Origin of the sequence: Aliamphritea ceti (genome assembly GCF_024347215.1) — a bacterium.
GTDB classification, from domain to species: Bacteria; Pseudomonadota; Gammaproteobacteria; order Pseudomonadales; family Balneatricaceae; genus Amphritea; species Amphritea ceti.
Genome location: NZ_AP025282.1, coordinates 1,147,996 through 1,173,886 on the forward strand (window position 1 = coordinate 1,147,996; position 25,891 = coordinate 1,173,886).

Genomic DNA, 25,891 nt, shown 5'->3' on the forward strand with positions numbered 1-25,891 from the left:
AGGTCTCCTTATGCCAATTGTGCGGATGTGCCGCCAAGTTTACGTTCAACAATGCCGGATATAATTAACAGCATCATATAAATAGCCAGATAGCATACGGCAGTTGTGAGGTAACTCTCGGTGGCGACGACTGTGTCGGAGAACATCAAAAGACCTGCGCCCATCAGTTCAAACACTGCGATGATGCTTAGTAATGAAGTGTCTTTCAATAAGACGACTGTCTGACCCAGAAGAGGCGATATAACTTTGGCAATCGCCTGCGGAAGAATCACGTGATACATGGTCTGAAAGCGGTTCATACCTACAGCCATCGCGCCTTCTGTTTGGGTGCGTGGAACTGACATAATGCCGGTACGGAGTATTTCTGCCATGTAAGGTGTTGTATGTATCGTTAGGGCAATGATCCCTGTTTGTGTTTCGTCGAAGAAATTACCGATCAGGTTTGGCAGGCCGTAGTAAATCAGATAAATCTGAATTAATAATGGGGTAGACCGTATGAATTGAATATACGCTGCAGCAGTACGCCAGATAATACCTTTCTCAGACATGCGCATTAATGCGACAAAGACACCAAAGAACAGTGAAAGAATCAGGCAGATTAGCGATATCCAGACAGTTGCGATAATGCCATCCAGGAAAACACCTGAATACTCAGCAATCAGACGCACATTAATTAAATCATACAGCCAAGACATAATGGGTCCTTGATAGCAGATTCCTGAAAACAGGATGTTGGAACGGGATCAAAAATCCGCAATAAAAGAAAAACAGGCGCAACTTGCGCGCCCGATTTTTTGCAAAGCAATGCTGCTTAGCAGGCCTAAATATTACTTGTGATCAGCTTCCCAATCGGTGCTGTTCCACCAGTAATCAAGCATCTTTTCTTTGCTGCCGTCGTGTTCCATCAAGTTCAGGAAGTTATTCAGGGCCAGCAACAGGTGCATAGAATCAGGACGAACTGCAAAGCCTAATGGCTCTTTACGGATGAAACCGATAATACCCAGCTCTGGGAATTGCTTCAGAGATGTTGCTAAGTTTGCACGGTCAGAAATACCAGCATCAACACGGCCATTCAGTACTGCCTGAATCGCTTGTGGATTACCACCGGCATATTCTTTCAATTTTGCATCTGGCAGTAATTCTTTAGCCAGAGTGGAATAGCTTGATGCCTGAGTAACACCTAAAGTGTAATCACCGCTGTTTAGTGTTTTCCAGTCAGTAATGCCTTTTTCTTTCAGGGCATAGGCGACGTTCTCTGAATAGAATGCCGGATCTGTAAACAGTACCTGCATATGACGTTTAGCAGTTGGTGTCATGTCAGCAGCAATGAAATCTACCTTGCCTGAACTCAGTGCAGGAATCAGACCTTTCCAGTCATAATCCTGAACAATCAGCTCTACACCCATGTCATCGGCAAACTTCTGAGCCATATCAAGTGCTAAACCTGTACGTTCACCGTTCTTGTTAATGAAGCTGACCGGTGGTCCCTGAGTTTGTACGGCAATACGCATTTCGCCGGACTTAACAATTCGTTCCATTGTGGTTTCTGCAAAAGCAACAGTGCTCATTGTTGCGGCTGCAAACCAGGCAAAAACGACTAAAAATAAACGTTTGATACTGAGCATTTTTATATCCTTTTTATTCTCGGTTTAGATACAGATCTGCGGTTATTAGCTAAAAAACCGAACCATCTGCGGGTTTCTTTTGTTAAAGAATTTGTTCCAGAAATTTCTTTGCCCGGTCACTCTCAGGATTATCGAAAAACTCTACCGGTGTGTTTTCTTCTATGATCCGGCCGCCATCCATGAATATGACCCGATCAGCAACTTCACGGGCAAAGCCCATCTCGTGGGTGACGACAGCCATTGTCATGCCATCGGCGGCTAACTGTTTCATCAGTTCCAGTACGCCTTTAACTGTTTCCGGATCCAGTGCAGAAGTTGCTTCGTCAAATAACATTACTTTAGGTTTCATCGCCAGAGCCCGGGCGATGGCAACCCGCTGCTGCTGACCGCCGGAAAGCTGGCGAGGGTAGTTGTTCTCCCGGTCAGGAATACCAACCTTGTTTAACAACTCACGGGCGATTTCACGTGCCTCTTCCGGATCACGATTAAGCACAACTGTTTGCGGCAGGACGATATTTTCCAGACAGGTTTTATGCTGAAAAAGGTTAAAGTGCTGGAAAACCATGCCTACTTCAGTACGCAGTTTATCCATGTTGGTGTTTTTAGCTGTGAGGTCGATACCATCAATGATGATATGGCCTGTATCAATACTTTCTAAACCGTTAAGGGTACGTAATAAGGTACTTTTTCCTGAGCCACTGGGGCCAACGATGACAACTACTTCACCACGGTCGATGTGATTCGTAACATCATCAAGGGCGAGGATGCTTTGATTGCTACCGCTGACTTTAAAGCGTCGGGAAACCTGGTCGATATTGATAATAGGTACTGATTGACTCATTAATCCTTCCTTCATAATCAGGCCAGCAGATGGCCGCTAAAGCAGTATTCAGCAGGGCCGGCCATCAGCGCGCTGTGATCTTCTCGGATGTAAACTTCTATAGTACCTGCAGGCACTTCAACCCGTACTCTGGATGCAGTAAGCCGGCCGGTAAGCCTGGCAGCTTCAACTGCAACACAGGCACCGCTACCGCAAGCCCGGGTCAGAATGCCGGGGCGCTCAAATACATGCATCCGTATTGAATCGGGCCCTGTAATTTGAGCGACACCTACATTTACCTGCTCTGGAAATAAAGGGTTGTCCTGAATTGCCGGTGCATAAGTCTCGATATCGACACTGTCAAAGTCTTCGACAAAGAAAACCGCATGAGGGTTACCAATATTCAGGGCGATACCATGGTTGAGAGGGCCGTTTTCGACGGGTAAAGACAGAGTATCGCAAGCATCTGTCAGAGGAATATGCTGCCAGTCAGTGGTAATTAGTCCCATATCAACGCTGATCAGGCCAGAGTCTTCTAACTGACAGGTAAGAATCCCTGCGCCTGTTTCAATTAATACTTCGTGGCTGTTGTTTTGTTCCATGAGTAAGCGGGCGGCACAGCGACTGGCGTTGCCACAGGTAGAAACTTCTTTACCGTCGATATTCAAAATGCGCAGAAAAGCATCAGCCCCGGCAGCTTTGCCGGATTGACTCGGAGGGTTGAGGATCAGTAATTGCTCGGCACCTATGCCGATCCGTACATCACAGATTCGAGTGATTTCGTTGGCATCAGGATCAAAAGGTGTAGTACGGGCGTCAACAATCACAAAGTGATTTTCCAGACCCTGCATTTTTACGAAAGGGCGCCCAGACATATAAATGGCTCCTGCTTAGATGTTTCTTATTATTAAGTGACGATCTGCTATTAGCGGTCTGCACGAGAAAGCACTTTTAAGTAAGCTAGTGCGTGCCTAAGTGACTTTTCTGTTTTTCCATACAAATGTGATATGTATGCTTTTTAGTTGGTTATGCGCGATTAAGAAAAATAAGTAACGATAATGGCTAAATATCAATGGTTTCTGACGTTAACAGATAGTGATGGAAAATTATCATGAAAAAAAACTGCTGTGAAATATCATTATTTAAGAAGTCTATTCATTTTTGATATGGGATACTTCAGATAGTTACTGATTATTTCGGAGAAAGCATCAATGCAGATTACACCTCGTCAGATTGAAATTTTTCGCTGGTTACTTATCAGTGGCTCTGCGACGGCGACTGCAAAGGCTCTGAATACTTCACAGCCCACGATTAGCAGGGAACTGAAGGCCCTGGAGGATCAGCTTCGGTTTAAGTTATTCAAGCGGGATAAAGGTCGCTTGCTGCCTACGGAAGAGGCGCTGGAGCTTGGTGAAGTTGTTGAAAATTCTTATGTAGGTTTTAAGCATATTGTTCGTGCAGCAGAGGGCATTAAAAACCATGGACTGGAACATATCAGAGTTGCCTGTTTACCCGCTTATGCTCATGCGCTGATTCCCGTTGTATCGCGTTATATGATAGAAGCAATGCCTAATGTGCGGATCTCAGTACACAGTGCCGAAGAACAGACATTACAGCAGGAATTTTTTACTAAACGCTACAACATAGTTTTAGTAGAGACATCACATATGCTGGGAGATGGCAGCGTGGATATTTTGGATGTGGGGAACTTAGTTGTAGTTCTGCCCAGCGGTCATCCACTGTGTGAACGTCAGGAAATATATCCGGAAGATTTCAATGGTGTTGATTTTATAAACTTCAATTTTGAAGATATATATCGGGAAAAACTCGATAAAGTACTGACTGAGAAAGGTATTACCCCGCGTTCACAAATCGAAACTATCACTGCGGTTGGTGTTTGTGCAATGGTGCAGGCAGGCTTGGGGGTTTCACTGATCAATCCTTTGACTGCTATGGCTTATCACGGGCAGGGCGTAGAAGTGAGGCGTTTCTCGCCAGCGATTCCTTACCGGATAGAAGCTAAAAAATTGCAGCATTCCTTATCCAGTGAACTAACAGAGCTGTTTCTTTGTCAGGTGAAAGCTTATCTGGAAGTGTTTCAGGATCAACTGCGGGCTAATGATTTACTTTAATAGAAAAGCGCCAAGTTAGCTTTAAAGTGCCTGTTGAATGCTAGTTATGCCTTTACTGATTTTGATTATTTTTGTAAAGAAATCGCTATATACTGCAAGACGGCGTTGATGTCTTTCTTGAGTCGTAGATTAACGATGGATAGATATATAATGACTATGTATTTAAAAAAGAATGTCTGTTAATAAGTCTGTTTTTAAATAAGTATTTAAGAGGCTATAAAATGGAGAATGGCGCAGTGCAGGATGTAAACGAAGTTTCTCAGGATGGTAAAAATATGGCGCTATTGTCATGGATTGGCACTTTCTTTTTAGGCTTCATTCCAGGATTAATTCTGTATTTGATCAAGACAGATGATGCCTATGTGCAGGATCAGTCGAAGGAATCTTTAAACTGGTCTATTACGGCGATGATCGGCTACTTCGTCGCATTTTTGCTCAGCTTTATCGTCATCGGAGTGTTTCTGATTCCCGTGATCGGTCTATGCCACCTGATCTTTTGTATTATGGGTGCGGTGGCTGCTTCAAAAGGCAAAGCCTTCAGAGTGCCTTTTGCGATCCGTCTGATTAAGTAAATCGTCAGATATAAAAAAGCCTTAAGTTTCGATAAACGTAAGGCTTTTTTATCTAGCAGTCGGGCTGATTAAGCAGCAGCAACGATCGCTTCAATGTCTTCAATAAAACCTTTCAACATAGTCAGGCAGGTGCCTGCATCATCTTCAGTCATGTCGTTGCCTTCACGCAGTACGTAACGGGCATCGTCTAGGTCGGTACGGTGAGAGAAATAGAACGTCTCTTTCCAGAACTTAACCGCAGTAGCTTCTTCAGTCTTCAGATATTCACAGGCAACGGTTGCATCATTAACACTTGGCAAAGCCGCCAGAGCTTTATGCTTATATACCTTTACGACAACGCCTTCAGGCCAGTGCTGTAAGCGGACATCCAGATCGCATTTGATATCCGCGTTTTCTTTCTTGATATAGACCTTCTTTACTTCGAAAGAACCGCGCCACTTGGCGAACATATCGCCGCTGAAAATCTGCGTTTCGATGTGATCAAAGTAGTTTTCGATTTGTGGGGTAATCAGGTTGATATCGGTAGACACAGAAGGGTACTCGTAGAGGTTAAATAATGTAGAAGACTACTTGTTTAGCGGCAGTAGTACGATTCATTAATTCTTATCGGGTGATTAACACTGCTTAGCTGAAAGGTATTTATTGTGGCTGTAAGAGTGAGTTTACGTATTGGCCCAGGCTAAAGAGTATATAGATGTGTTCTAAATGAATCGAACAAGGGTACTTATCCTGTAGATTTTTTTATGGCCGTTGGGGATTGTAGTATTTTTGTAGTAGTTCAATGATAATTCAATTATTACCCAAATTGGTTAGTTTTGAGATAGAAGTCACAGCTATTGTTTCGTAATATTCGCAAAATTTAATATAAATAAATCTTATAACAAAATAACAGCAACGGTATGCGACTGTTATAAAAGGAAATTCTATGGCTGTACTAGCTGGTCTAAAAGTTAGATCTACGTTGTTTCTAGGGTTTGGAGTGCTGATTATTATTTCAATAATTAGCTCTGTTTCGGTTTTCATTCAGTTAGAAAATACGACTAAAGTCCAGGAGAAGTTACTGAATGTACGGGCCCCAACGGTCGAGTCCGGAATCAAATTATCCGGCGCGATTAACCAGACCCTTTCAGGATTACGGGGCTACCTTATTTTGGGGGCAGATCCAGCTAAGGCGACTGTATTTAAAAATGAACGTACTGCAGGTTGGCAGGTACTGGATTCTTCTTTTCAGGAACTGAGAGCATTTTCACAGAGCTGGACTGTACCGGCTAATATTGAAAAGCTCGAACGGATGAAGGTGCTGATTGATGAGTTTCGTGTGGCTCAGCAAGAAATTGAAGGAATAGCACATACTAATGAAAATATTCAGTCATATGACATCCTGTTAAAACAAGCAGCGCCAACTGCGGCTAAAACAATTGCTGCTTTGACTGGGTTGATTGAAGCTGAGATGGATAGCTTTGCAGGCCTGGAACGTAAACGTTTATTGAAAAACCTTGCCGATAGCAGAGCAACTTTCGCCCTGAGTCTTGCCAATATAAGAGCTTATTTACTGTCGGGCGACGAGCAGTTTAAAAATAACTTTTTAACGTTATGGGAAAAAAACCAAAAGCAGTTCAAAGTTTTGGAAGGCAAGACCAGTTTTTTGTCATCAAAACAAAAGCCCCTGTGGAACGAATATGTATCGCTGCGTAAAGAGTTTCGTCCGTACGTTACTGAAATGTTTGCATCACGCAGTAGCCCAGACTGGAATAAAGCGAATGCATGGTTAGGTACAAAAGCAGCCCCTAAAGCTAAAGAAATCCAGCAAATACTTGTTGATATGCGTGCATCGCAAAAAGCACTGTATGAAGCAGATCAGGCTGAGTTAACGGAATCAGTCCATTTATTACATGAGGTGCTAATGGTCAGTTTAGCTCTGACCGTTCTGTTTGGGTGCGGCCTTGCATATACCATTAGCACAGCCATTACTAAGCCTCTGGGTGGCGAACCTAAAGATATGGCGCAACTTGCAGAGAGAATATCCAGAGGTGATTTAACCACTGATTTTGGCTCTGATCATAAAGCTCAGGGGCTTTTCCTGTCGATGATTAATATGAATGCTAACCTGAAGAAACTGGTTAGGAATATTCATGATTTATCCAGCGCAATTGCCAGTTCCAGCCAGATGACCACCAACATAGCTGAGCAAACAAATAATAATGTTCAGTCTCAATATCAACAAACTGAGCTGGTAGCTACGGCCGTTGAAGAAATGACGTTAACGGTTAATGAAGTAGCGCAAAATGCAGCAGGCTGTGCTCAGATTACTGATGATTCAGAAGCTATTACTTCAGATGGGCAGCGTAATGTTCAGCAAACAATTGATACAATTGAAAAGCTGACGAATGAAATTACCAACGCCTCGAAAGCTATTACTGCTGTACAGGAGCAGAGTCAGGCGATTAACTCTATTTCTGAAGTGATCGGTGGCATAGCCGAACAGACAAATCTTTTAGCACTTAATGCCGCGATAGAAGCTGCAAGAGCTGGAGAGCAGGGAAGAGGGTTTGCTGTAGTTGCTGACGAAGTGCGCTCGCTGGCATCGAAAACTCAGGACTCTATAACCAGTATTAATGACATTATTAGCTCACTGCAGAAAGGTGCTGATCAGGCTGTTGATGTGATGGCTTTAAGCCAGGAAATGGCGTTAGAAACCACGGAGCAAGCTCGGGTCTCAGGTGAGTCGTTAACGCAAATATCAGAGTCGGTAAAGCAGATTCAGGATATGGCCAGCCAGATAGCTGTTGCTTCGGAAGAACAGGCGAGTGTAACTGTGGATATCAGCGAGAACATCCAGGCGATTAGTGATATCTCAAGGGAAACCTCCACCCATGCGAATGACACAGTAGAAGCCGGACATGATATGAGCTCTAAGCTGGAGCAGCTAAAGAGCGTTGTCGCTACTTTTAAAGTGTCTTAGTTAGGCTGGTATTCGCTCTGACCAACGCTGCTGGGCATTCAAGACTGGATACCCAGCGGCTTAAATCTGCTATTAATGCGCAGAGCTGGTAAATCAGGAAACTTGTGGGGAGCTACGCTTGAGTTTCCAGATATTAAATTTATAGAACCCATAATAAATCCAATACACAGGAACAGGCGCAAGAAACAGGGCAATAGCCCACATAACCTGTTTGTTTTGGATAGTCAGTGTTGCCAGATAAACATAGTGGATAAGCACACAGCATAAAAATACGATCAAAATATCAAATCTGTAGTGAGTAACTGCGGCCCCTTCATCTGCGAACTTATTCAAATACAGCAGAATGAGTAATAGTAAGATGCCTACCAGCCCCAGGGTATCGAAGGCTTTTGTTATAAAACGCTTTCTGTCCATGATCATCGATCTCCATATCGTGCATAACTAGCTATAGCAATTCTGCGCTATCGGTATGTATTTGTCGTCACTTATGTGTCTGATCCGACCCAACTTGAGTATTGAAATATAAAGAATTTTTAATACTTTACTTGAGTCGCATATCAACGACAGATAAATTATGCCCGCTCTTTGCTTTCACCAGATGATAGCTGGAAGTGTTGTGAGCAATTGGTCAAAGATGATCTAGGAAATTATCCGGATAATGGAATCAGCATGGATGTGTTGTTTCGGAGATCCAGTTACATAGGATTAGAAATGAAAAGTTTTAAAGTGTTTATTGTTTTAGTTTTAGCTGGTTTTATGTCGGCGTGTTCTGCGCCAAGTTATAAGGGAGCGCCAATATCAGATAGTACTCTTGGAAGTAATCCTGAAATTGTGATCGTAAAAGACTCTGAAACGAAAGAGGGTTTTCTGGACACGATCAAGCAGTGGTTAACTAAAAATGGGTACGGTTATGAAGTTAAGCCTGACGATTCAAAGCATGATTTAGAGAAAATGACTATTGAGTATGTAGGGCACTGGAAGTGGGATCTTGCTCTATATCTGAGTCAGGCTGAAGTTGAAGCGTTTTATAAAGGGCAAAGAGTTGGTGAAGTAAATTACACAGCAGCGAATAATTTGAATTTTAATAAATTTAGTAATGCTGAAGAGCGAATTGAGTACATGTTGGATGTGTTATTCGGAAAATTAACACCTGCTGAAGCGACTGCAAGGATCAATGAAAAATAGTTTGAGTTTATTTGTGATCGAAATCTGCAGGCTTAGAAGTTAGAGTTGCTGTACTTAACATGCTTAGATTGCAGGAAACTGCAATCTAGTTTTTAGGTAGTTAAGCTTTGAGAGATTTCGGGAACAATCATCTGATGTAAAGGGGATGATATCTAAGTATGATATTCCTCCAGTTAATACATCAGGATAAACCAGAAATGTCTCTGTCATTCCAAGAAATCGACTGCCAAGAATCTCCTTTAGGCAATATCTCCCTGCGCAGACGCCGTTTACCGGCATTCAGTGACAGAGATATTTATGAAGTAAAGCTCGGTGATGAGTTCTTGATGTCCAGCATGTTTGTTGAGGCTGAAGAGGCGTTGTCAGATCTTGGTTTAGCGGCAGTGCAAGGCGAAGAGCTTAGTGTTGTGGTAGGTGGTCTGGGCTTAGGTTACACCGCTGTAGCAGCGTTGAAAGACGAACGCATCTCAGAACAGCTAGTGGTTGATGCTTTAGATACGGTTATCGGCTGGCATCAGGATGAGAAAGTCCCGCTGGGTAAGGTTCTAAATGCCGATGCTCGCAACCGTTACGTACATGGTAGTTTCTTTGACCTAGCCACTGATCCTGAAAACGGCTTTGACCCACAAAGCCCGGGCCGGAAGTTCGATGCCATCTTATTAGACATTGACCACTCCCCGACCGAATATCTGAATGAATCGAACGCCAGCTTCTATTCAACCGAAAACCTGTCACTTATGGCTGAACAGCTAAAGCCTAAAGGCGTATTCGCGATGTGGTCACAAAACCTGCCAGAAGAAAGCTTTGTTGCCTTGCTGAAGACTGTATTTGAGAACGTTGAATCCCACATAGTGCCTTTCTACAATCCATTCCTCGGTACGGAATCTACAAACTCTGTATATGTATGCGTGAAAGGCTAAATCAAAGCCTTTCGGTCATTTCTCTTATTTACCGGTAATAAGTGCTACGAGCTACTGGCACCAAGTTTCCCCTTCCGTGCAGCCGAGCATTGCAGCTGGCAACAGATAAGCCTGAGAAACTGTTTGAGGGAGCGTAGCGACCGAGTTTTGCGAAGGCCTGTTGCTAGTAAAACGCGCAGGGAATCTGGCGTAGCCGGACAAGCGGTGGGGCGGCGTTTAGATTCTTAAGACTTTTGCGCCGTTATAAAAGTCTTGAGTCGCGTTAGCGAAAAAGATCATCTCAAGCATTGAATTAGCACTGCAATGAACAAACAAAGAAGCTCTCAGCCTACTTATTCTCAAAGTCACACGAAGAAAAAAAAGACCAAAAAAATCCCAGCTCAATGGCTGGGATTTTTATCAGACAAAGAAAATAGGGGCTGATTACAGCGCCTCAATCTTCCCATATTGCTCAGTCAGCTGAGTCAAAGAAGCTTTAAACTCCCCTAGCTTCTCACGCTCTTTAGCAACAACCGCTTCAGGTGCATTGGCAACGAACTTATCGTTGTTCAACTTGCCTTCTAAACGACCGGCTTCTTTCTGCAGTTTGTCCATTTCTTTCTTCAGACGGGCCAGTTCAGCGTCTTTGTCGATTAGGCCGGCCATAGGTACCAGTACCTGCATATCGCCAACCAACTGTACTGCAGACATAGGTGCTTCGTCGCCCGGGTTCAGCCAGGTGATAGAGCCCAGCGCTGCCAGCTTAGACAGGAATGCCTGGTTAGCTTCGAGAAGTGCTTTGTCAGCTTCGCTACCGTTGTTGAACAGGACGTCCAGGTCTTTACCCGGAGAGATACCCATTTCACCACGGATGTTACGAATGCCGGTGATAACGCCTTTCAGCCATTCGATATTAGCTTCAGCTTCAGTATCCAGCTTGGCTTCGTCGCCGCGTGGATAAGGTTGCAACATGATAGTGTCGCCAGAAGTACCGGCTTCAGTCTTAATTGACTGCCAGATTTCTTCGGTGATGTACGGCATGATCGGGTGAGCCAGACGCAGGATCTGTTCCAGTGCCTGTACCAGTGTCTGACGGGTGCCGCGCTTGGCTTCTTCTGAAGCGTTATCGTCCCACAGTACTGGCTTAGACAGTTCCAGATACCAGCTACAGTACTCATTCCAGATGAAGTCATACAGTGACTGGGATGCCATGTCGAAACGGTATTCGTCCATGTGCTTCTGAACTTCAGTTTCTACTCGCTGTAACTGGCTGATGATCCAGCGGTCTGCCAGTGACAGTTCAACTGCATTACCGCTCTGGCCACAATCTTCGCCTTCAGTGTTCATCTGAACGTAGCGTGCAGCGTTCCAGATTTTGTTACAGAAGTTACGGTAGCCTTCCAGGCGTTTCATGTCCCAGTTGATGTCACGGCCGGTAGAGGCCAGTGCCGCCAGGGTGAAACGCAGGGCGTCGGTACCGTGAGCAGAGATGCCTTCAGGGAACTGCTTTTCAGTACGCTTACCGATTTTTTCAGCTTGCTGGGGTTGCATCATGTTGCCGGTGCGTTTTTCCATCAGCGTTGGCAGGTCGATACCGTCGATCATATCCAGTGGATCCAGAACGTTGCCTTTGGACTTGGACATTTTGTCGCCGTTTTCGTCACGGATCAGGCCGGTTACGTAAACGGTTTTGAAAGGTACCTGTGGCTTGCCGTCTTCATCTTTCATGAAGTGCATGGTCATCATGATCATCCGGGCTACCCAGAAGAAGATGATGTCGAAACCGGTAACCAGTACGTCAGTCGGGTGGAATGTCTGCAGGCGCTGGGTGTTTTCAGGCCAGCCAAGGGTGCCGAATGTCCACAGACCAGAGCTGAACCAGGTATCCAGAACGTCGTTGTCCTGAGTCAGTTCAACGTCGTCGGCCAGGTTGTACTTTTCGCGGGCGGCAGCGGCGCTGTTAGCAACATATACTTTGCCTTCATTGTCGTAGAACGCAGGGATACGGTGTCCCCACCACAGCTGACGGGAGATACACCAGTCCTGAATGTCACGCATCCAGGCAAAGTACATGTTTTCGTACTGCTTAGGAACGAACTGAATATCACCGTTTTCAACGGCTTCAACTGCGGGCTTAGACAGGGTCTTGGCATCGGCGAACCACTGATCGGTCAGCATAGGTTCGATAACTACGCCGCCACGGTCGCCGTACGGGATAGTCATGTCGTTTTCTTCGATCTTCACCAACTGGCCGGCAGCTTCAAAGTCGGCAACGATTTCACGACGGGCTGCAAAACGTTCCATGCCACGGTATTTCTCTGGCAGGAAAGTATCCATTTCGTTGTTTGGTGTGCCGTCTGTGTTGAAGCACTCGGCTTCATCACGGATGTCTGCGTTCAGGGTAAGGATGTTCACCATTGGCAAACCGCAACGCTTACCTACTTCGTTATCGTTGAAGTCGTGAGCGGGAGTGATTTTTACACAACCAGTGCCTTTTTCCATATCGGCGTGTTCATCAGCAACGATAGGGATGCGGCGGCCAACTAATGGCAGAATGATTTCTTTGCCGATCAGGTCTTTATAACGTGGATCTTCCGCGTTTACTGCTACACCGGTATCACCCAGCATAGTTTCCGGGCGGGTAGTCGCAACAACCAGGAAGTCTTCACCTTCAGAGGTTTTAGCACCGTCGGCCAGTGGGTAACGCAGGTACCACATCTTGCCTTTAACATCGCGGTTTTCAACTTCCAGATCGGAAATTGCAGTGTGCAGTTTAGGGTCCCAGTTAACCAGGCGCTTGCCACGGTAGATCAGGCCTTCGTCATACAGACGGATAAATACTTCCTGTACTGCGTTGTAGAAACCGTCGTCCATGGTGAAGCGTTCGCTTGGCCAGTCAACGGAGTTACCTAAACGGCGCATCTGGCCGGTAATGGTACCGCCGGACTCTTCTTTCCATTCCCAGATCTTGTCGATGAAGTTATCGCGACCCAGGTCATGACGGGTTTTCTGCTCTTCAGCGGCCAGTTTACGTTCTACTACCATCTGCGTCGCAATACCTGCGTGGTCGGTGCCGACCTGCCACAGAGTGTTTTTACCTTGCATGCGCTGGTAACGGGTCAGAGCATCCATAATCGTGTGCTGGAATGCGTGTCCCATGTGCAGGCTGCCGGTGACGTTTGGTGGCGGGATCATGATGCAGTATGAATCGCCTTCGCCGGATGGGGCGAAGTAACCGTTGTCTTCCCAGGTTTTATACCAGGATTTTTCGATCTCGTGGGGCTGGTAGGTCTTATCCATTATGCTCGTCCAAAACGCAGATGTTCACCGTCGTCGGTTACAGCCCGTAGGCGTGCTGGTAGCTAAAAGCAGTGACGGTGATAAATTGGCAAAAAATTGGTGTCGATTATACCGGCAGATGGTGTCAGAAAACATAGAGCGGCACACAAATATGGGATGAATTCGCCTCAGGTGTCGTCACTCAGGGAAAACAGCCGGGATAAGTGCTGAAGAAAACCGGCAGAAAGACGGTGTACGGGGAAATTAATAGTCAGTGCTTTGGCCGCATGTCGTGCATTTTGATTTCAATGCCGGCGTCTTTGTAGGTGGCGTAATTTTTCCGGGTGGATACCAGGATGTCATCTTGTTGCACAACGATTTCCAGAATACGTTCAAACTTCAGTATTGCTTCACCGGTATCCAGATGCAGGTTAATGAAAACGTCGCGATGCTCTGGCAAGGTATCTCCCCAGCCAATTTGTACGGGAGCAGGGGTATTGGCGCCGGAACTGGCTTTGCTTACTATGCCGTGGGGAATAAATGCTTCCGGGCGAAAGTCCCAGAGTAGCTGATCCAGCCGGTCGGCTTCCTGTTCATTGGCTACTGAGATGAACACCTGACGGCCCTGGCCCAGTACTTTATCCGCCAGACGGCAAAGAAAGGTATAGCGGCTTTCGTGGCTGGTGTCGGTAAGGACGTAAAAGTCGGCCTGGCTCAAAGGAATATCTCAGCAAAATGATGATGTAGTTATGGTAAAAGAAACGGCGGTTGATTTTCAAATCAGTACCGCCGTTTTTTATCTTTCAGAGTCTAATACTAGGTATTAGTGATCGTGACCACAACCTTCTTCAGCGTCGTCTTCGCCTTCATCAACCTGGTTTAACAGGTGCTGGCATAGCAGTGGTACACAGCGGCCTGTTGAGCCTTTGGCTTTGCCTGCGCTGTTCCATGCAACACCCGCGATATCCAGATGTGCCCAGGCGAATTCTTTGGCGAAGCGTTCCAGGAAGCATGCAGCTGTAATAGTACCTGCAGCCGGGCCACCAATATTCGCGATGTCTGCGAAGTTGCTGTCCAGCTGTTCCTGATATTCTTCACCTAGTGGCAGGCGCCATGCGCGGTCTGCAGCGAAGTCGCCAGCAGCTAGCAGGCTGTCGGCCAGTTCGTCGTTGTTGCTCAGCAGGCCTGTTGTGTGGTGGCCCAGTGCCACGATGCAGGCGCCGGTCAGTGTAGCAACATCAACTACACTTGCTGGCTCAAAGCGCTCTGCGTATGTCAGTGCATCGCACAGTACCAGACGGCCTTCAGCATCTGTGTTCAGAATTTCTACAGTCTGGCCGGACATAGTGGTAACGATGTCGCCAGGTTTAGTCGCTTTACTTGACGGCATGTTCTCAGCACTGGCTACGATAGCAACCACGTTGATTGGCAGTGCCATTTCTGTCAGCGACTCCATGGCACCGATCACGCTGGCTGCGCCACACATGTCGAACTTCATTTCGTCCATTTTCGCGCCAGGCTTCAGGCTGATACCGCCGGTATCAAAGGTGATACCTTTACCGACCAGTACATGTGGCTTTTCACCTTCTTCGCCGCCTTTGTATTCCATCACGATCAGCTTGGATGGCTGGATAGAACCTTCACCAACAGACAGTAAAGAGAACATGCCCAGTTCGGCCATTTCTTCTTCTTCAAGTACTGTGGTTGTCAGCAGTTCGCATTCAGCGTCCAGCGCAGTCGCTATTTCCGCCAGGTAAGTTGGCGTACAGATGTTGCCCGGCAGGTTACCCAGTTCACGTGCTGTTGTTACACCGTTAGCAATTGCGCTGCCGTCAGCGATGGAATATTCCGCCAGTTCAGCGTCAGCTTCTTCGACACGAAAAGCCAGAGACTCCAGTGCGATTGGATCAGCTTTTTTGCTCTTGGTTGCATCGTACTGATACAGTTCAGCACTGGCCCATTCAGTGTTGTGGCGGATTTGACGGTACAGATCGTCGTCATTGCTTTCCATGTGATCCAGTGCAAATACCGCGCTGCTCAGCTTCAGTGATTTGACTTGCGCCATACCGGCAACGATCACTTTGCGCTGGCTTCTGTCAGTTCGGTCTTCCTGCTTGCCAACACCCATGAGTACAACACGCTTGGCTTTGATGCCAGGAACCTTATGTAACAACAGATTCTCGCCAGCTTTACCACTGTGGTCGGCTGCAACATCTGTCAGGTAGCCCTGAGACTGAGCATCAATAGCTAAGGCTGAAGGACTTAGCTTGCCTTCCGGGGCAATCGCCAGAATAAGACATTCGGTTTCAAGGTCAGTGACTGCATCAGTAAAGATTTCAAATTGCATGGTTACTCCAGAGAAGACATCGTGTCAGCTTTGTAAGATAATGCCGGCGGTGATTTGCCGGTGTAAACAGTTGGCTTAGCACCGTACCGGATATGCTGACTGAAAGAGTCAAACGGTTGTGTGAAGCCTTTTGCTGCAGTGTATATGAATGTGCGGCATCTGCCCAACCGGATCAGCAACATCTGAGATGTTTTTACTGCCTAGTGATTCGTGGCCCCGGGAACATCGGAGGATTTACAGAGTCATTAGCTTGATGCCTGATTTTTTAGCTGTCAGGTGTAATATTGAATGCGTTTTATCTCAAGCCATCGAGAGATTAAAAGTTGATTATCTTCCGTTATATCAGTCGTGAAGTTTTGCTCAATATGAGTGCCGTCAGTGGAATACTTCTGCTGATTATTATGAGTGGACGGTTTATCCGTTATCTGACTAACGCCGCAGCGGGTAAATACTCGGTAGATACGGTGTTTTTGTTTTTGTGGTATCGCTTACCGGGCTTTCTTGAGCTGATTTTGCCTTTAGGGTTGTTTCTGGGGATTTTGCTGGCCTATGGCCGCCTGTATCTGGAAAGTGAAATGGCGGTGCTGAAAGCTACGGGTATGAGCCAGCGACGGTTATCCCTGTATACCCTTGGGCCTGCGGCAGTTGTTGCAGTGCTGGTTGGTGTAATGAGTTTGTGGCTGGCACCGGCCGGCGTGCAAAAAACCGAAGCGGTTTTCCAGCAGAGTCAGCAGAATGCTCTGGATAGTGTTGTACCGGGACGTTTTCAGAAACAGCCGGATGGTATTCGCTCAACCTATGTTGAAAAACTTTCTGATGAGCGCCAGATGCAGGGCATTTTTGTATCTGAAACCCAGCCGGGTAAATCGCTGGCTGTGGTGGCTGCCGACAGTGGCCGGCAAATAATCGATCCTGATACGGGTGCGCGCTATCTGGTACTGGAAAATGGATTCCGCTATGAAGGTCAGCCGGGTGATGCTAAGTACCGGGAAATTCAGTTCAGTGAATATGGTATCCGCTTGCCGGATAGCCGTGATGAGCCTGAGGTTTCCGGCGTGGATATGGCACCGACTGCGGAATTGTTTGGCGGTGATGCTCAGGAAACAGCGCAGCTGCACTGGCGTATATCATTGCCGGTGATGTGTCTGATAGTTGCCTTGCTGGCGGTACCTTTAAGCAAGACAAATCCACGGCAAGGTCGTTTTGCTAAGTTAATTCCATCTATTCTTTTGTATCTGGTGTATCTGTTATTGCTAACGAATACCCGTAGCTTAGTAGAGGATGGTAAAAGCCCGGTCATTGCTATGTGGGGTGTACATTTACTGTTCTTCGGCTTCGCGATGAGTTTGCTGTTTGCCCGTGGATTCTGGGAACGCCTTGGTAACCAGTTCGGCTTAGTAACCGGAAAGCTTTCCATTAAGAAACTGCGTAAGGGGAAGGCTGACAATGCTTGATACTTTTATGACCCGGCTTGACAGATATATTGGTGCATCGGTATTGGCATCCCTTGCGGTTGTTTTGGCGATTGTTATCGGTCTGGATGTGCTATTTGCCATGCTGGATCAGCTGGAACAGGTGAATGAGCGTTATACCATGGCCTCATTGCTCGAATATCTGCTGCTGACAACGCCTAAGCGTTTCTATGACTTTATCCCTTTAAGTTGCCTTGTTGGGTGTCTGATAGGTCTGGGCAGTCTGGCTTCCGGCAGTGAGTTGACTGTTATGCGGGCGGCAGGTGTCTCTATTGGCCGTATTGTTTTGGCGGTTCTTAAACCGATTGTTTTGCTGGGTGTATTCACTGTAGCGCTGGGTGAATATGTAGTGCCTTACACTGAGCCGCTGGCAGAAAGCCGCCGCGCAGTGAAAGTCAGTGATGGTGCGATTACTTCTGGCTATGGTATCTGGCATCGCGAGAGTGATGAATTTATTCATATTAATGCTGTGTTGCCGGACGGCTCGCTGAAAGGTGTGACCCGTTATCGCTTTGATAAGGATGACAGTCTGATTTCCAGTAGCTATGCAGTCAGTGGCAATTATGCAAATGATACATGGTTGCTAAATGATGTCCGTGAAACACAGTTTCATGAAGACAGTACAGAAGCTAACCGTTACGAAACTCAAAACTGGGATGTGAAGCTGACACCGCAGCGTTTATCAGTCATTGTGGTGGAACCGGATGAGCTACCTATATCAGGACTACTTAGCTACAGCAGTTATTTACGTGAGCAGGGCTTAGAAACGACTACTTATATGCTGGCGTTCTGGAGTAAGTTATTCCAGCCGTTATCTATGATTGCGCTGGTCCTGATTGCTATCTCATTTATTTTTGGACCGCTTCGCAGTGTAACGACTGGCCAGCGGGTTATTTCCGGAGTGGTTGTTGGGGTTATGTTTAAGTTTGCTCAGGATCTGCTGGCACCTATCAGTACTTTGTATAGCATTGCGCCTTTCTGGGCGGCACTGATGCCTATTTTGCTCTGTGCATTGGTCGGCGGCTGGTTATTGCGTCGGGCGGGTTAAAGTCAGAGAGCATTTAAGCAGAAATAAAAAAGCCGCTGTATCGTCAGAAACAGCGGCTTTTTTGTAGCTGTAAGATTATTTTTTCTTTTTCGGCAACAGCACTATCTGTGTTTCCGAAAAGCTGTCGTGCCAGGTCGCTTTATTGGCAGAGAACAGCATCCAGATAAAGCCTAGTCCGCCACAGGCAAAAGATAGAATAGCCATCATGAAACGCAGCAGTGCCTGTTTCAGGTTGATGTGCTTATTGTCGATGGTCTGTACGCGTAACTGCCAGGCTTGCATGCCAAGAGTCTGACCAAGGCGTACCCAAAAGTAGGCATAAAAACCGAAGGTACATAAGAACAGAGTAGACTGAAATAATGGGCCGGATACGGCTTCGCCATCATTTAAACCTATAACAAAGATCATACCTACGCACATCCAGATTGCAGCGATCAGCATACCGTCATATACCATTGCCGCCAGACGGCGTAATAAGGAAGGCTGGCGAAGAGCGCCGTCTAATTCCGGAAAAGGTTTATTCATGACTAACCCGTATAATCAAAGTGTTGAATGTTAATTCGCGGCTACTGAAGCTCTAAGTGTGCTTTCAGGTTCGGCTGAGCTTAAACAGCGGGCGTATCCAGATGCCCAGATAGCTGCCAATAATAGCGCCTGCCAGCCATAACCAGCCGTGCATACTACCGGAAACAATGCCGCCAAAGAAGGCGCCAATGTTACAGCCGAAGGAAATTGTCGCGCCGTATCCCAGCATCAGACCACCCAGGGCTGATGCCAACCAGTGGATTGGTGGTACGCGCCATTGCCAGCTAAAGCGACCGGCTAAGGATGCGGCCAGAAATGCCCCCAGCATAATGCCGATATTCATTACTGAAACTGTGTCTTCCCAGATGCTTTCTAGCAATGCATCGTCACGGCCCGGTTGTAGCCAGTAGGTCCAGAAGTCAGGCTCAAGTTCATAGCCAAGCTGCATGCTTGTATCTAACCAGAGTGCCAGTTTAGTACCCCACAGAGGATAAGACAGAGCAACTGACCATGGCCGGCCGGTCACAATTACAACTATGTAGTTAAGCACTGCAAGTGCTATAGCTCCCCAAATTAGTGGCCAGGGACCACGCAGTAAGCGCTTACTTAATGGCATACCTTTGCCTGCATTATCTGTCTGAAGTTCACCGTGTCGACGTTTTTCCAGCCATATAGTGGCCATAGCTATGAGTGCGAATGCAGTGAGGTTGATCGCCAGAGCGGTGATCAGGCCAAGACTTTTTAAACTGGATATCGGGGCTAATTGTGGCAGCGTTGTCCACCATTCATAATCAGCGGTTGCCCAGAAACCACCGGCCATAAAACCTATGATTGCCGGGATTGCACGCAATTGCCCACCACCGACCTGAAACAGGTTGCCGGAGCCGCATCCGCCGGCAATTTGCATACCTATTCCAAACAGAGCGGCACCAAAGAGGACGGAGAATCCCAGTGGGCGGTTGAAACCGTTGACGTCATTGCCGAACGCACTGCCAGTATCAAGAATTGGAAAGATCAGGCAAACGGCCACGGCGAGCATCAGCATTTGTGCCCGTAAACCGCGACCACGGCGTTCGACAATCAGATTACGCCATGCAGCAGTAAAACCAAAAGAAGCCTGATACAGCGCAAGACCTAAGGCGCCACCGAGGATTAATAACAAGGCCGAATGGGCGCTGAAGTCGCGATACAATAATCCCGTAAGCAGGGCGAAGAGTCCCAGAGAGATAAATAGTGGACGGCTGATCAGAGGGGCGGAATGGCTCATAGTGATCCCTGTACGGTGAGCAATAATTATGAGGGGAGAGTATAGGGGATGTCTGTTATCAGGCCAATTTTGAATAACAAAAAGCCGGCACACAGGCCGGCTTTTGTATAAATGATTGCAGCGCTTATTTAAAAGGCGTTACAAATTTGTTTTTGTAGTCTTCAGCCAGTTGCTTGGCTTCCGACAGTTCCTTATCAGACAGCTTCATTACGATGCGGGACTGAATAGCACGGGCTGTCGGATTGCCCAGCTCCATCGCGTTCTGTAACCATGCATAGGCTGTGATGTTAGTGCTTTGGCTGGCATCACCGCCATGGGCGTTGGAATACAGCGCCCCAAGGAAGAACATAGCATCCATGTGGCCTTGCTCTGCAGCTTTGCGATACCAGCGCTCTGCCTGAGTAAAGTCCTGCTGTACGCCGGTGCCAAAGTTGTAGCTGCGGCCAATATTGTGCTGCGCCAGTACCAGACCCTGATCAGCGGCGCGCTTGTACCATTCGATGGCTTTAGCCGGATCGCGTTTTACACCATAACCGAACTCATACATTTCACCGAGGCGGTTTTGTGCAGTGGCATCGCCACCTTCAGCAGAGGGCTGAATGCTTTCAAGTTCAACTTTGTATGCTTTGTTTTTATAAGCGCGGCGGGAATCTACACAGCCCAGGTTTCCTCGGTCTGCACAGCGATTATACAATTTAACAGCTTCTTGTTCGTCAGCATCTACGCCCAGACCGAATTCATACATCTGGCCCAGATAGTTCATAGCTTCAAGATTGTTTTCTTTAGCCAGTGGCGCAAGTTCAGCCAGTGCAATCGCGTAATCTTTATTTTCAAAAGCCTGAATACCTTTACCCAGGTTAGCAGCCAGCGCAGCAGTTGTGTTCAGACTTAACAGCAGGCCGGTAGCGATCAGAAGTTTTTTGCTCATTGGCGGACGCTCGTGTGTGACAAATATTATTTAATTGAGCGCATTATAACGCCCGATTGTTCAGAGTCGAAAGGTACAGTTATATTCATTTACACCGGGACTCATTGGGTAGCTGTTTTTAAAGCTGAATTATGAAAGTTTTTCGGTGGTTGCCGGTATGACCTGCATTTTGCCTGTAGGTTGCAATCGGGTTTAATATTAACTGTATCTAATATAGTGGTGAATTCTAACGGATCGCAGTTAAAAAAACAGGCAGGTGCGACGATTTGTCGTGCTGATTGTCTGCTAGAGTGATCAGGATCAAGTTGTTTTCTTCGGATAGCCATGGTCGTTAGAGCTGGTAACTTGTACTTGGTATTGAACAACTAACACTGAACTTGAAGTCCCGGATGAAGGTCAATGTATATATTGTATGAAGAGGCATGTTTAGCTTGTACTCAAACTGAGTCTGTATTATTGATATCTGCTTGATATCGCTATTAAATATTTATTTGTACTGTCGGCAGGATGCTGGCGAATAATCGGGTTTGTGGAGGTGTGTATGTTTCAGGATATGTCTAAGGCGTTGGATCAGTCGATGAGCCCGTTCAAAGAGCTGGTGGATATACAGACGAAAATGCTTGAGCAACTCACTCAGCAACAGATGGCCTGTACTAAGGCTTGTATTGACGCCACTATGCAGCAAACACAGGCTTTGCAGGAGTGTTCTTCTGCTGAACAGCTGGTTGAGTTACAAAAAGCCTACGCCAGTCAGTTGGAAGCAAGTCTGACAGTTGCCAACGAGAATAATCTTAAAGCCCTGGCGGATGCCCAGGCGTCAGTAGAAAAGTTGGCGCAGGACTCCTTTGAGGCGTTTGCTTCCAAACCCTGAACCTCACAGGTAATATGCGTGCCTTTCTAATACGGTCTTCTATGAAGGCCGTTTTTGTCAGTGTTTTGGATAGAGTCTATGTCCCAGAGTATCGGTTTATTTTACGGTTCAACGACTGGTAACACAGAAGATGTTGCTGAACGTATAGCTGCACAGTTAGGTAGCGAGCATGTTTGTTTGTATGACGTGGCTGATAACGGTTTGGCAGGTTTTGATAAATATTCATATCTGATTTTTGGTATTTCAACCTGGGATTTCGGCGAGCTTCAGGAAGACTGGGACGATATCTGGTCTGAGATCGATGATCTGGATTTTAGCGGTATAACCTGTGCGTTGTTTGGTCTGGGTGATCAGATTGGTTATCCCGAATGGTTTCTGGATGCCATGGGGATGCTGCATGAGAAACTGCAGAAAGGCGGTGCACATATAGTTGGTCACTGGCCAAATCAGGGTTATGACTTCGAAGCTTCAAAAGCTCTTAACGCTGATGAGTCTCAATTTGTCGGGTTGGCGCTGGATGATGATGGTCAGACTGGCGAAACAGATGAGCGCATTGCAGTCTGGTGTGAACAGATTAAGCCTGAGCTTGGTCTTGCGTGAGTTTTTTGTTTGTAGTCTATCCGTAATTGTCAGAGAAGGTCTTTTAGCTTTTTTACAGAGAATTGTCTTTTTAGCGACTGGTGTCTGAATAAAAAGCTCTTGAGGGCTTTTCTGATATGGGGATCTGATATGCCGTTCTGGAAAATGGCTCTAAAGAAAAATTACTAGCTGAAGCGTCAAAAAAAACCTGTAAAGCAGGCCAATCGTGCAAAGTTTTGTTTTGCCTGAACTCCGCTGAGTTCCGAATGTCCTTTGATGAGTAATATTAATGCTCAGACATTATTCTGAATAAGGAAGGCGAGATGTTCAAACGATCATTCACGATAGCGGGCTTGTCCGTTTTACTGGCATTTCCGGTGGTTTCTGTTGCTGCTTCTTCAGACATCAGTGCCAATGTACTAAAGGCCATGGACGGAGAACACCGTTCTGATAAGAATAAACAACGTAATGTTTATCGCCATCCGTTAGAAACACTTCAGTTTTTTGAATTAGATGCTGATATGAGTGTGGTGGAAATCTGGCCTGGTGGTGGTTGGTATACTGAAATACTGGCGCCTGTTTTAAAAGATCAGGGTGAGTTTTATGCCGCAGGTTTTTCTAAAGTGGCTAAGCGAACCCCTAAGTGGCGAAAGGACTTTCAACTACGCTTTGAAGCTAAGCTGACCAATGATCCGCAAAATTACAGTGCAGTGAAAGTGACTGATCTGGCTATCCCTGAACGACCTGAAATAGCGCCGGCTAACAGTGTTGACCGGGTATTTACCTTCCGCAATGTACATAACTGGATGAAGGGCGAATACGCTGATGGTGTGTTCAGCAGTATGTATGCAGCGTTGAAGCCCGGTGGTATTTTAGGCATTGTTGAGCATCGGGCTAAACCCGGTACTTCGCTAAACGATATGATCGTCAGTGGTTATGTGACAGAAGCGAAAATGATTGAATTAGCTGAAACTGCCGGTTTTCGCTTACTTGGTAAGTCGGAAGTGAATGCTAATGTTAAAGATACAAAAGATCATCCAAAAGGTGTTTGGAGTTTGCCACCGACTTTACGTCTGAAAGAGGTTGATCGTGATAAGTATCTGGCAATCGGTGAAAGTGATCGTATGACGCTGAAGTTTATTAAAGACTGATAAGCGGTGAGGTTAACTGGCCCGTTGTTGCTCGACGGGCTTTTCAATTGAAATGTTTTTCAGAAAAACAATGCAGCTATACAACCGCATAGTGTCATGACGAACAGAAACCATTTGAGGGTTTGTTGCTTCACGCTGACAGCGAAATGCACACCAATTCTTGCGCCAATCATGGCGCCTGCGCCTAATATTAATCCTGGTAGCCATAACACCTGATCTTGTGAAATGAACACGGCTAGTGCGACAGCTGTGAATGCCAGTGAACAGATAAGTTTCAGGGCATTGGCTCGGATCAGGTCATAGCGAAGGCTACCAGCCAGCGCGCCCAGCAAAATAAACCCCACTCCTGCCTGAACAAAACCACCATAGAAGCCTGCAATACCCAGCCACCACCAGGATGAACGGCGCTGACTGACTTTGTGTGCCTGGGTGCCTGGGGGTGGGCAGACAACTGAAGGGCGTAACAGAATGATCAGCGCCATGGTCAGCATAGCGCCCAGTAATAATGGTTTAAGTACCCAGCTGGGAGAGAAGGCGGCTGCAATAGCGCCGCATAAACCGCCGATGAGCGTTGGTAGTAAGATTGGTCCTATATCATCGGTGGGCAGTTTGCCTTTGCTTTTAAAACCGAGCACACCGGTGATTGATTGTAGAAAAATGCCCAGTCGATTAGTGGCATTAGCAATTTCGGCCGGCATACCCATTACCATTAACACCGGTAATGTCAGATTAGAGCCACCCCCAGCGAGTACATTGATGATCCCGGAGGCAATGCCGATAGCTATCAGTAGCAGTATAGTGACGAGGGATAGTTCCATTATTCTCAGCTGTTCCGGTCCATATCAGGGGTATGCATCATAGCGAATCTGCGGGATAAGCGGAAATTGCCGGGTTTCGCCGACTCAACCGTTTTCACTGGCGCTGACTTCGGGTAAAATACTGTGCCTTTTTATTTGGCTTGTCTGGCGGTGTTTTTTCCTGCTGAGGAGTCATTCATTCAACTGCCGAGTGTGATCATCTACGATGGAAGTTAATCCAATCATTACCAGCCTGAAAGATATCAGCGAACGTACGGAAGTACTGCGCGGTTATCTGGAGTATGCCGAGAAACAGGATCGCCTGGAAGAAGTGACCCGTGAACTGGAAGATCCAGCAGTATGGAACGAGCCTGAACGTGCCCAGACATTGGGTAAGGAACGTGCGACTCTGGAAGGCGTAGTAAAGACGATTGATGATCTGACTAATGGCGTTGCCGAAGCAGAAGAGCTGCTGGAAATGGCTGTTGAAGAAGATGATGAAGATACTGTTGAAGAAGTCCGCGGTGAAGTGTCTGGCTTAGAAGCTCTGCTCAGCCAGCTTGAATTCCGCCGGATGTTCTCCGGTGAAGCTGATGGCAACAATGCTTTCCTTGATATTCAGGCCGGTTCCGGTGGTACTGAAGCGCAGGACTGGGCTGAAATGATGCTGCGTATGTACTTGCGCTGGGGCGAAGATAAAGGCTTCAAAACTGAATTGCTGGAATGTTCTGCCGGTGATGTGGCAGGTATTAAGTCTGCAACGATCAGCTTTCAGGGCGAATATGCGTTTGGCTGGTTACGCACAGAAACAGGTGTACACCGTCTGGTACGTAAGTCACCATTTGATTCCGGTGGCCGTCGTCATACGTCATTCTCTTCGGTATTTGTATCCCCTGAAATTGATGACAATGTTGATATTGAAATTAACCCTGCAGATTTGCGGGTTGATGTTTACCGGGCGTCCGGTGCTGGTGGTCAGCACGTTAACAGAACTGAATCTGCGGTACGTATTACTCACGGTCCTTCGGGAATTGTGGTGCAGAGTCAGAGCCAGCGTTCTCAGCACCAGAACAAAGATACCTGTATGAAGCAGTTGCGCGCAAAGCTCTACGAGATGGAGATGCTGAAGCGAAGTGAAGCTGCTCAGGAAACTGAAGATAATAAAGCGGATATTGGCTGGGGTAGTCAGATTCGTTCATATGTACTGGATGACCAGCGCATTAAAGATTTACGTACCAATGTACAGAGCAGTAACTGTGACCGCGTGCTGGACGGCGATCTGGATCTGTTCATTGAGGCGAGTTTGAAAGCTGGTCTGTAAGGCTGGCTTGTAAAACTGAGCTGTTAAAAAGAGACAGCAATACATTATTAGTTTTCAGCGCTGAAAATACAGCGCTGAGACATTGACAAGATTTCACCATTTAAAGGTTCC

General features: G+C 46.6%; 24 protein-coding genes. 11 read left to right on the plus strand and 13 right to left on the minus strand.

The features are described 5' to 3' along the window. Positions 1-8 precede the first annotated feature (8 nt). The 4 genes from OCU49_RS05230 to dapF form a co-directional block, all read right to left on the minus strand. Positions 9-695 carry an amino acid ABC transporter permease gene (locus tag OCU49_RS05230; RefSeq protein WP_261843929.1) on the minus strand — a complete coding sequence of 229 codons (687 nt, stop codon included), beginning with the start codon at positions 693-695 and terminating at the stop codon, positions 9-11. A 132-nt stretch (positions 696-827) separates the two neighbouring features. Further along, positions 828-1,625, minus strand: a complete 798-nt coding sequence (locus OCU49_RS05235) for a substrate-binding periplasmic protein (RefSeq protein WP_261843930.1) — start codon at positions 1,623-1,625, stop codon at positions 828-830. 82 nt (positions 1,626-1,707) lie between these two features. Beyond that, positions 1,708-2,466, minus strand: coding sequence for an amino acid ABC transporter ATP-binding protein (locus OCU49_RS05240; RefSeq protein ID WP_272885323.1), 759 nt, complete (start codon positions 2,464-2,466; stop codon positions 1,708-1,710). Positions 2,467-2,483: 17 nt separating this feature from the next. Next, on the minus strand, positions 2,484-3,320 hold the full coding sequence (dapF, locus tag OCU49_RS05245; protein ID WP_261843931.1) for a diaminopimelate epimerase: 837 nt from the start codon (positions 3,318-3,320) through the stop codon (positions 2,484-2,486). 336 nt (positions 3,321-3,656) lie between these two features. On the opposite strand from dapF, the gene OCU49_RS05250 reads away from it, so the two are divergent. Together OCU49_RS05250 and OCU49_RS05255 are read left to right on the plus strand one after the other, a co-directional pair. Beyond that, positions 3,657-4,577 (plus strand): LysR substrate-binding domain-containing protein, encoded by a 921-nt coding sequence (locus OCU49_RS05250; protein WP_261843932.1) that lies wholly within the window; start codon positions 3,657-3,659, stop codon positions 4,575-4,577. 221 nt (positions 4,578-4,798) lie between these two features. Continuing rightward, positions 4,799-5,149 (plus strand): DUF4870 domain-containing protein, encoded by a 351-nt coding sequence (locus OCU49_RS05255; protein WP_261843933.1) that lies wholly within the window; start codon positions 4,799-4,801, stop codon positions 5,147-5,149. A gap of 68 nt (positions 5,150-5,217) precedes the next feature. On the opposite strand, the gene OCU49_RS05260 is transcribed toward OCU49_RS05255, so the two are convergent. Further along, positions 5,218-5,679, minus strand: a complete 462-nt coding sequence (locus OCU49_RS05260; RefSeq protein WP_261843934.1) for a hypothetical protein — start codon at positions 5,677-5,679, stop codon at positions 5,218-5,220. A 395-nt stretch (positions 5,680-6,074) separates the two neighbouring features. On the opposite strand from OCU49_RS05260, the gene OCU49_RS05265 reads away from it, so the two are divergent. Continuing rightward, positions 6,075-8,111: a methyl-accepting chemotaxis protein gene (locus OCU49_RS05265; protein WP_261843935.1), complete on the plus strand. Its 2,037-nt coding sequence runs from the start codon at positions 6,075-6,077 to the stop codon at positions 8,109-8,111. A 93-nt stretch (positions 8,112-8,204) separates the two neighbouring features. Here the strand turns inward: OCU49_RS05265 and OCU49_RS05270 are convergent, their stop codons facing one another. Beyond that, on the minus strand, positions 8,205-8,525 hold the full coding sequence (locus OCU49_RS05270; RefSeq protein WP_261843936.1) for a hypothetical protein: 321 nt from the start codon (positions 8,523-8,525) through the stop codon (positions 8,205-8,207). Positions 8,526-8,822: 297 nt separating this feature from the next. Between OCU49_RS05270 and OCU49_RS05275 the strand changes: the two genes are divergently transcribed. After that, complete coding sequence (locus OCU49_RS05275; protein WP_261843937.1) at positions 8,823-9,296, plus strand: Sbal_3080 family lipoprotein; 474 nt, start codon at positions 8,823-8,825, stop codon at positions 9,294-9,296. 197 nt (positions 9,297-9,493) lie between these two features. After that, the gene (locus OCU49_RS05280; RefSeq protein WP_261843938.1) at positions 9,494-10,216 is read left to right on the plus strand and encodes a spermidine synthase family protein; all 723 of its coding nucleotides are present in this window, start codon (positions 9,494-9,496) and stop codon (positions 10,214-10,216) included. A gap of 423 nt (positions 10,217-10,639) precedes the next feature. Here OCU49_RS05280 and OCU49_RS05285 read toward each other — a convergent pair whose 3' ends face one another. The 3 genes from OCU49_RS05285 to OCU49_RS05295 all read right to left on the minus strand — a co-directional run bounded on the left by OCU49_RS05285 (position 10,640) and on the right by OCU49_RS05295 (position 15,821). Continuing rightward, entirely contained in the window at positions 10,640-13,495 is a 2,856-nt protein-coding gene (locus tag OCU49_RS05285; RefSeq protein ID WP_261843939.1) for a valine--tRNA ligase, read from the minus strand. Positions 13,496-13,745: 250 nt separating this feature from the next. Further along, positions 13,746-14,192 (minus strand): DNA polymerase III subunit chi, encoded by a 447-nt coding sequence (locus OCU49_RS05290; RefSeq protein WP_261843940.1) that lies wholly within the window; start codon positions 14,190-14,192, stop codon positions 13,746-13,748. Between the two features lie 105 nt (positions 14,193-14,297). Beyond that, positions 14,298-15,821 carry a leucyl aminopeptidase gene (locus tag OCU49_RS05295; RefSeq protein WP_261843941.1) on the minus strand — a complete coding sequence of 508 codons (1,524 nt, stop codon included), beginning with the start codon at positions 15,819-15,821 and terminating at the stop codon, positions 14,298-14,300. A 323-nt stretch (positions 15,822-16,144) separates the two neighbouring features. Between OCU49_RS05295 and lptF the strand changes: the two genes are divergently transcribed. Next, the gene (gene lptF, locus OCU49_RS05300; RefSeq protein WP_261843942.1) at positions 16,145-17,275 is read left to right on the plus strand and encodes an LPS export ABC transporter permease LptF; all 1,131 of its coding nucleotides are present in this window, start codon (positions 16,145-16,147) and stop codon (positions 17,273-17,275) included. Further along, on the plus strand, positions 17,268-18,341 hold the full coding sequence (gene lptG, locus OCU49_RS05305; RefSeq protein ID WP_261843943.1) for an LPS export ABC transporter permease LptG: 1,074 nt from the start codon (positions 17,268-17,270) through the stop codon (positions 18,339-18,341). The genes lptF and lptG overlap by 8 nt, the downstream gene beginning before the upstream one ends. Before the next feature lie 75 nt (positions 18,342-18,416). Here the strand turns inward: lptG and OCU49_RS05310 are convergent, their stop codons facing one another. From OCU49_RS05310 to OCU49_RS05320, 3 genes are all read right to left on the minus strand, one after another. After that, positions 18,417-18,866, minus strand: coding sequence for an RDD family protein (locus OCU49_RS05310; RefSeq protein WP_261843944.1), 450 nt, complete (start codon positions 18,864-18,866; stop codon positions 18,417-18,419). A gap of 64 nt (positions 18,867-18,930) precedes the next feature. Continuing rightward, complete coding sequence (locus OCU49_RS05315; protein WP_261843945.1) at positions 18,931-20,133, minus strand: YeeE/YedE family protein; 1,203 nt, start codon at positions 20,131-20,133, stop codon at positions 18,931-18,933. A gap of 124 nt (positions 20,134-20,257) precedes the next feature. Then, positions 20,258-21,061, minus strand: coding sequence for a tetratricopeptide repeat protein (locus OCU49_RS05320; protein ID WP_261843946.1), 804 nt, complete (start codon positions 21,059-21,061; stop codon positions 20,258-20,260). Between the two features lie 541 nt (positions 21,062-21,602). Here OCU49_RS05320 and OCU49_RS05325 point away from each other — a divergent pair. The 3 genes from OCU49_RS05325 to OCU49_RS05335 all read left to right on the plus strand — a co-directional run bounded on the left by OCU49_RS05325 (position 21,603) and on the right by OCU49_RS05335 (position 23,662). Next, positions 21,603-21,932 (plus strand): phasin family protein, encoded by a 330-nt coding sequence (locus tag OCU49_RS05325; RefSeq protein ID WP_261843947.1) that lies wholly within the window; start codon positions 21,603-21,605, stop codon positions 21,930-21,932. 78 nt (positions 21,933-22,010) lie between these two features. Next, the gene (gene fldB, locus OCU49_RS05330) at positions 22,011-22,532 is read left to right on the plus strand and encodes a flavodoxin FldB (protein ID WP_261843948.1); all 522 of its coding nucleotides are present in this window, start codon (positions 22,011-22,013) and stop codon (positions 22,530-22,532) included. A 302-nt stretch (positions 22,533-22,834) separates the two neighbouring features. Next, positions 22,835-23,662 carry a class I SAM-dependent methyltransferase gene (locus OCU49_RS05335; protein ID WP_261843949.1) on the plus strand — a complete coding sequence of 276 codons (828 nt, stop codon included), beginning with the start codon at positions 22,835-22,837 and terminating at the stop codon, positions 23,660-23,662. Positions 23,663-23,721: 59 nt separating this feature from the next. Here the strand turns inward: OCU49_RS05335 and OCU49_RS05340 are convergent, their stop codons facing one another. Next, positions 23,722-24,480: a sulfite exporter TauE/SafE family protein gene (locus OCU49_RS05340; protein WP_261843950.1), complete on the minus strand. Its 759-nt coding sequence runs from the start codon at positions 24,478-24,480 to the stop codon at positions 23,722-23,724. Between the two features lie 205 nt (positions 24,481-24,685). Between OCU49_RS05340 and prfB the strand changes: the two genes are divergently transcribed. Then, a complete protein-coding gene (prfB, locus tag OCU49_RS05345; RefSeq protein ID WP_261843951.1) occupies positions 24,686-25,780 on the plus strand; it encodes a peptide chain release factor 2 in 1,095 nt (364 codons plus the stop codon). Positions 25,781-25,891: the final 111 nt, after the last annotated feature.

Coding starts and splice junctions, on each gene's coding strand:
- OCU49_RS05285 (WP_261843939.1), bottom strand. CDS start 13,495: ATGGATAAGACCTACCAGCCCCACGAGATCGAAAAATCCTGGTATAAA.
- OCU49_RS05235 (WP_261843930.1), bottom strand. CDS start 1,625: ATGCTCAGTATCAAACGTTTATTTTTAGTCGTTTTTGCCTGGTTTGCA.
- OCU49_RS05240 (WP_272885323.1), bottom strand. CDS start 2,466: ATGAGTCAATCAGTACCTATTATCAATATCGACCAGGTTTCCCGACGC.
- OCU49_RS05265 (WP_261843935.1), top strand. CDS start 6,075: ATGGCTGTACTAGCTGGTCTAAAAGTTAGATCTACGTTGTTTCTAGGG.
- OCU49_RS05310 (WP_261843944.1), bottom strand. CDS start 18,866: ATGAATAAACCTTTTCCGGAATTAGACGGCGCTCTTCGCCAGCCTTCC.
- dapF (WP_261843931.1), bottom strand. CDS start 3,320: ATGTCTGGGCGCCCTTTCGTAAAAATGCAGGGTCTGGAAAATCACTTT.
- OCU49_RS05230 (WP_261843929.1), bottom strand. CDS start 695: ATGTCTTGGCTGTATGATTTAATTAATGTGCGTCTGATTGCTGAGTAT.
- OCU49_RS05320 (WP_261843946.1), bottom strand. CDS start 21,061: ATGAGCAAAAAACTTCTGATCGCTACCGGCCTGCTGTTAAGTCTGAAC.
- fldB (WP_261843948.1), top strand. CDS start 22,011: ATGTCCCAGAGTATCGGTTTATTTTACGGTTCAACGACTGGTAACACA.
- OCU49_RS05255 (WP_261843933.1), top strand. CDS start 4,799: ATGGAGAATGGCGCAGTGCAGGATGTAAACGAAGTTTCTCAGGATGGT.
- OCU49_RS05270 (WP_261843936.1), bottom strand. CDS start 8,525: ATGGACAGAAAGCGTTTTATAACAAAAGCCTTCGATACCCTGGGGCTG.
- prfB (WP_261843951.1), top strand. CDS start 24,686: ATGGAAGTTAATCCAATCATTACCAGCCTGAAAGATATCAGCGAACGT.
- OCU49_RS05325 (WP_261843947.1), top strand. CDS start 21,603: ATGTTTCAGGATATGTCTAAGGCGTTGGATCAGTCGATGAGCCCGTTC.
- OCU49_RS05340 (WP_261843950.1), bottom strand. CDS start 24,480: ATGGAACTATCCCTCGTCACTATACTGCTACTGATAGCTATCGGCATT.
- OCU49_RS05295 (WP_261843941.1), bottom strand. CDS start 15,821: ATGCAATTTGAAATCTTTACTGATGCAGTCACTGACCTTGAAACCGAA.
- OCU49_RS05335 (WP_261843949.1), top strand. CDS start 22,835: ATGTTCAAACGATCATTCACGATAGCGGGCTTGTCCGTTTTACTGGCA.
- OCU49_RS05250 (WP_261843932.1), top strand. CDS start 3,657: ATGCAGATTACACCTCGTCAGATTGAAATTTTTCGCTGGTTACTTATC.
- OCU49_RS05275 (WP_261843937.1), top strand. CDS start 8,823: ATGAAAAGTTTTAAAGTGTTTATTGTTTTAGTTTTAGCTGGTTTTATG.
- OCU49_RS05315 (WP_261843945.1), bottom strand. CDS start 20,133: ATGAGCCATTCCGCCCCTCTGATCAGCCGTCCACTATTTATCTCTCTG.
- OCU49_RS05280 (WP_261843938.1), top strand. CDS start 9,494: ATGTCTCTGTCATTCCAAGAAATCGACTGCCAAGAATCTCCTTTAGGC.
- lptG (WP_261843943.1), top strand. CDS start 17,268: ATGCTTGATACTTTTATGACCCGGCTTGACAGATATATTGGTGCATCG.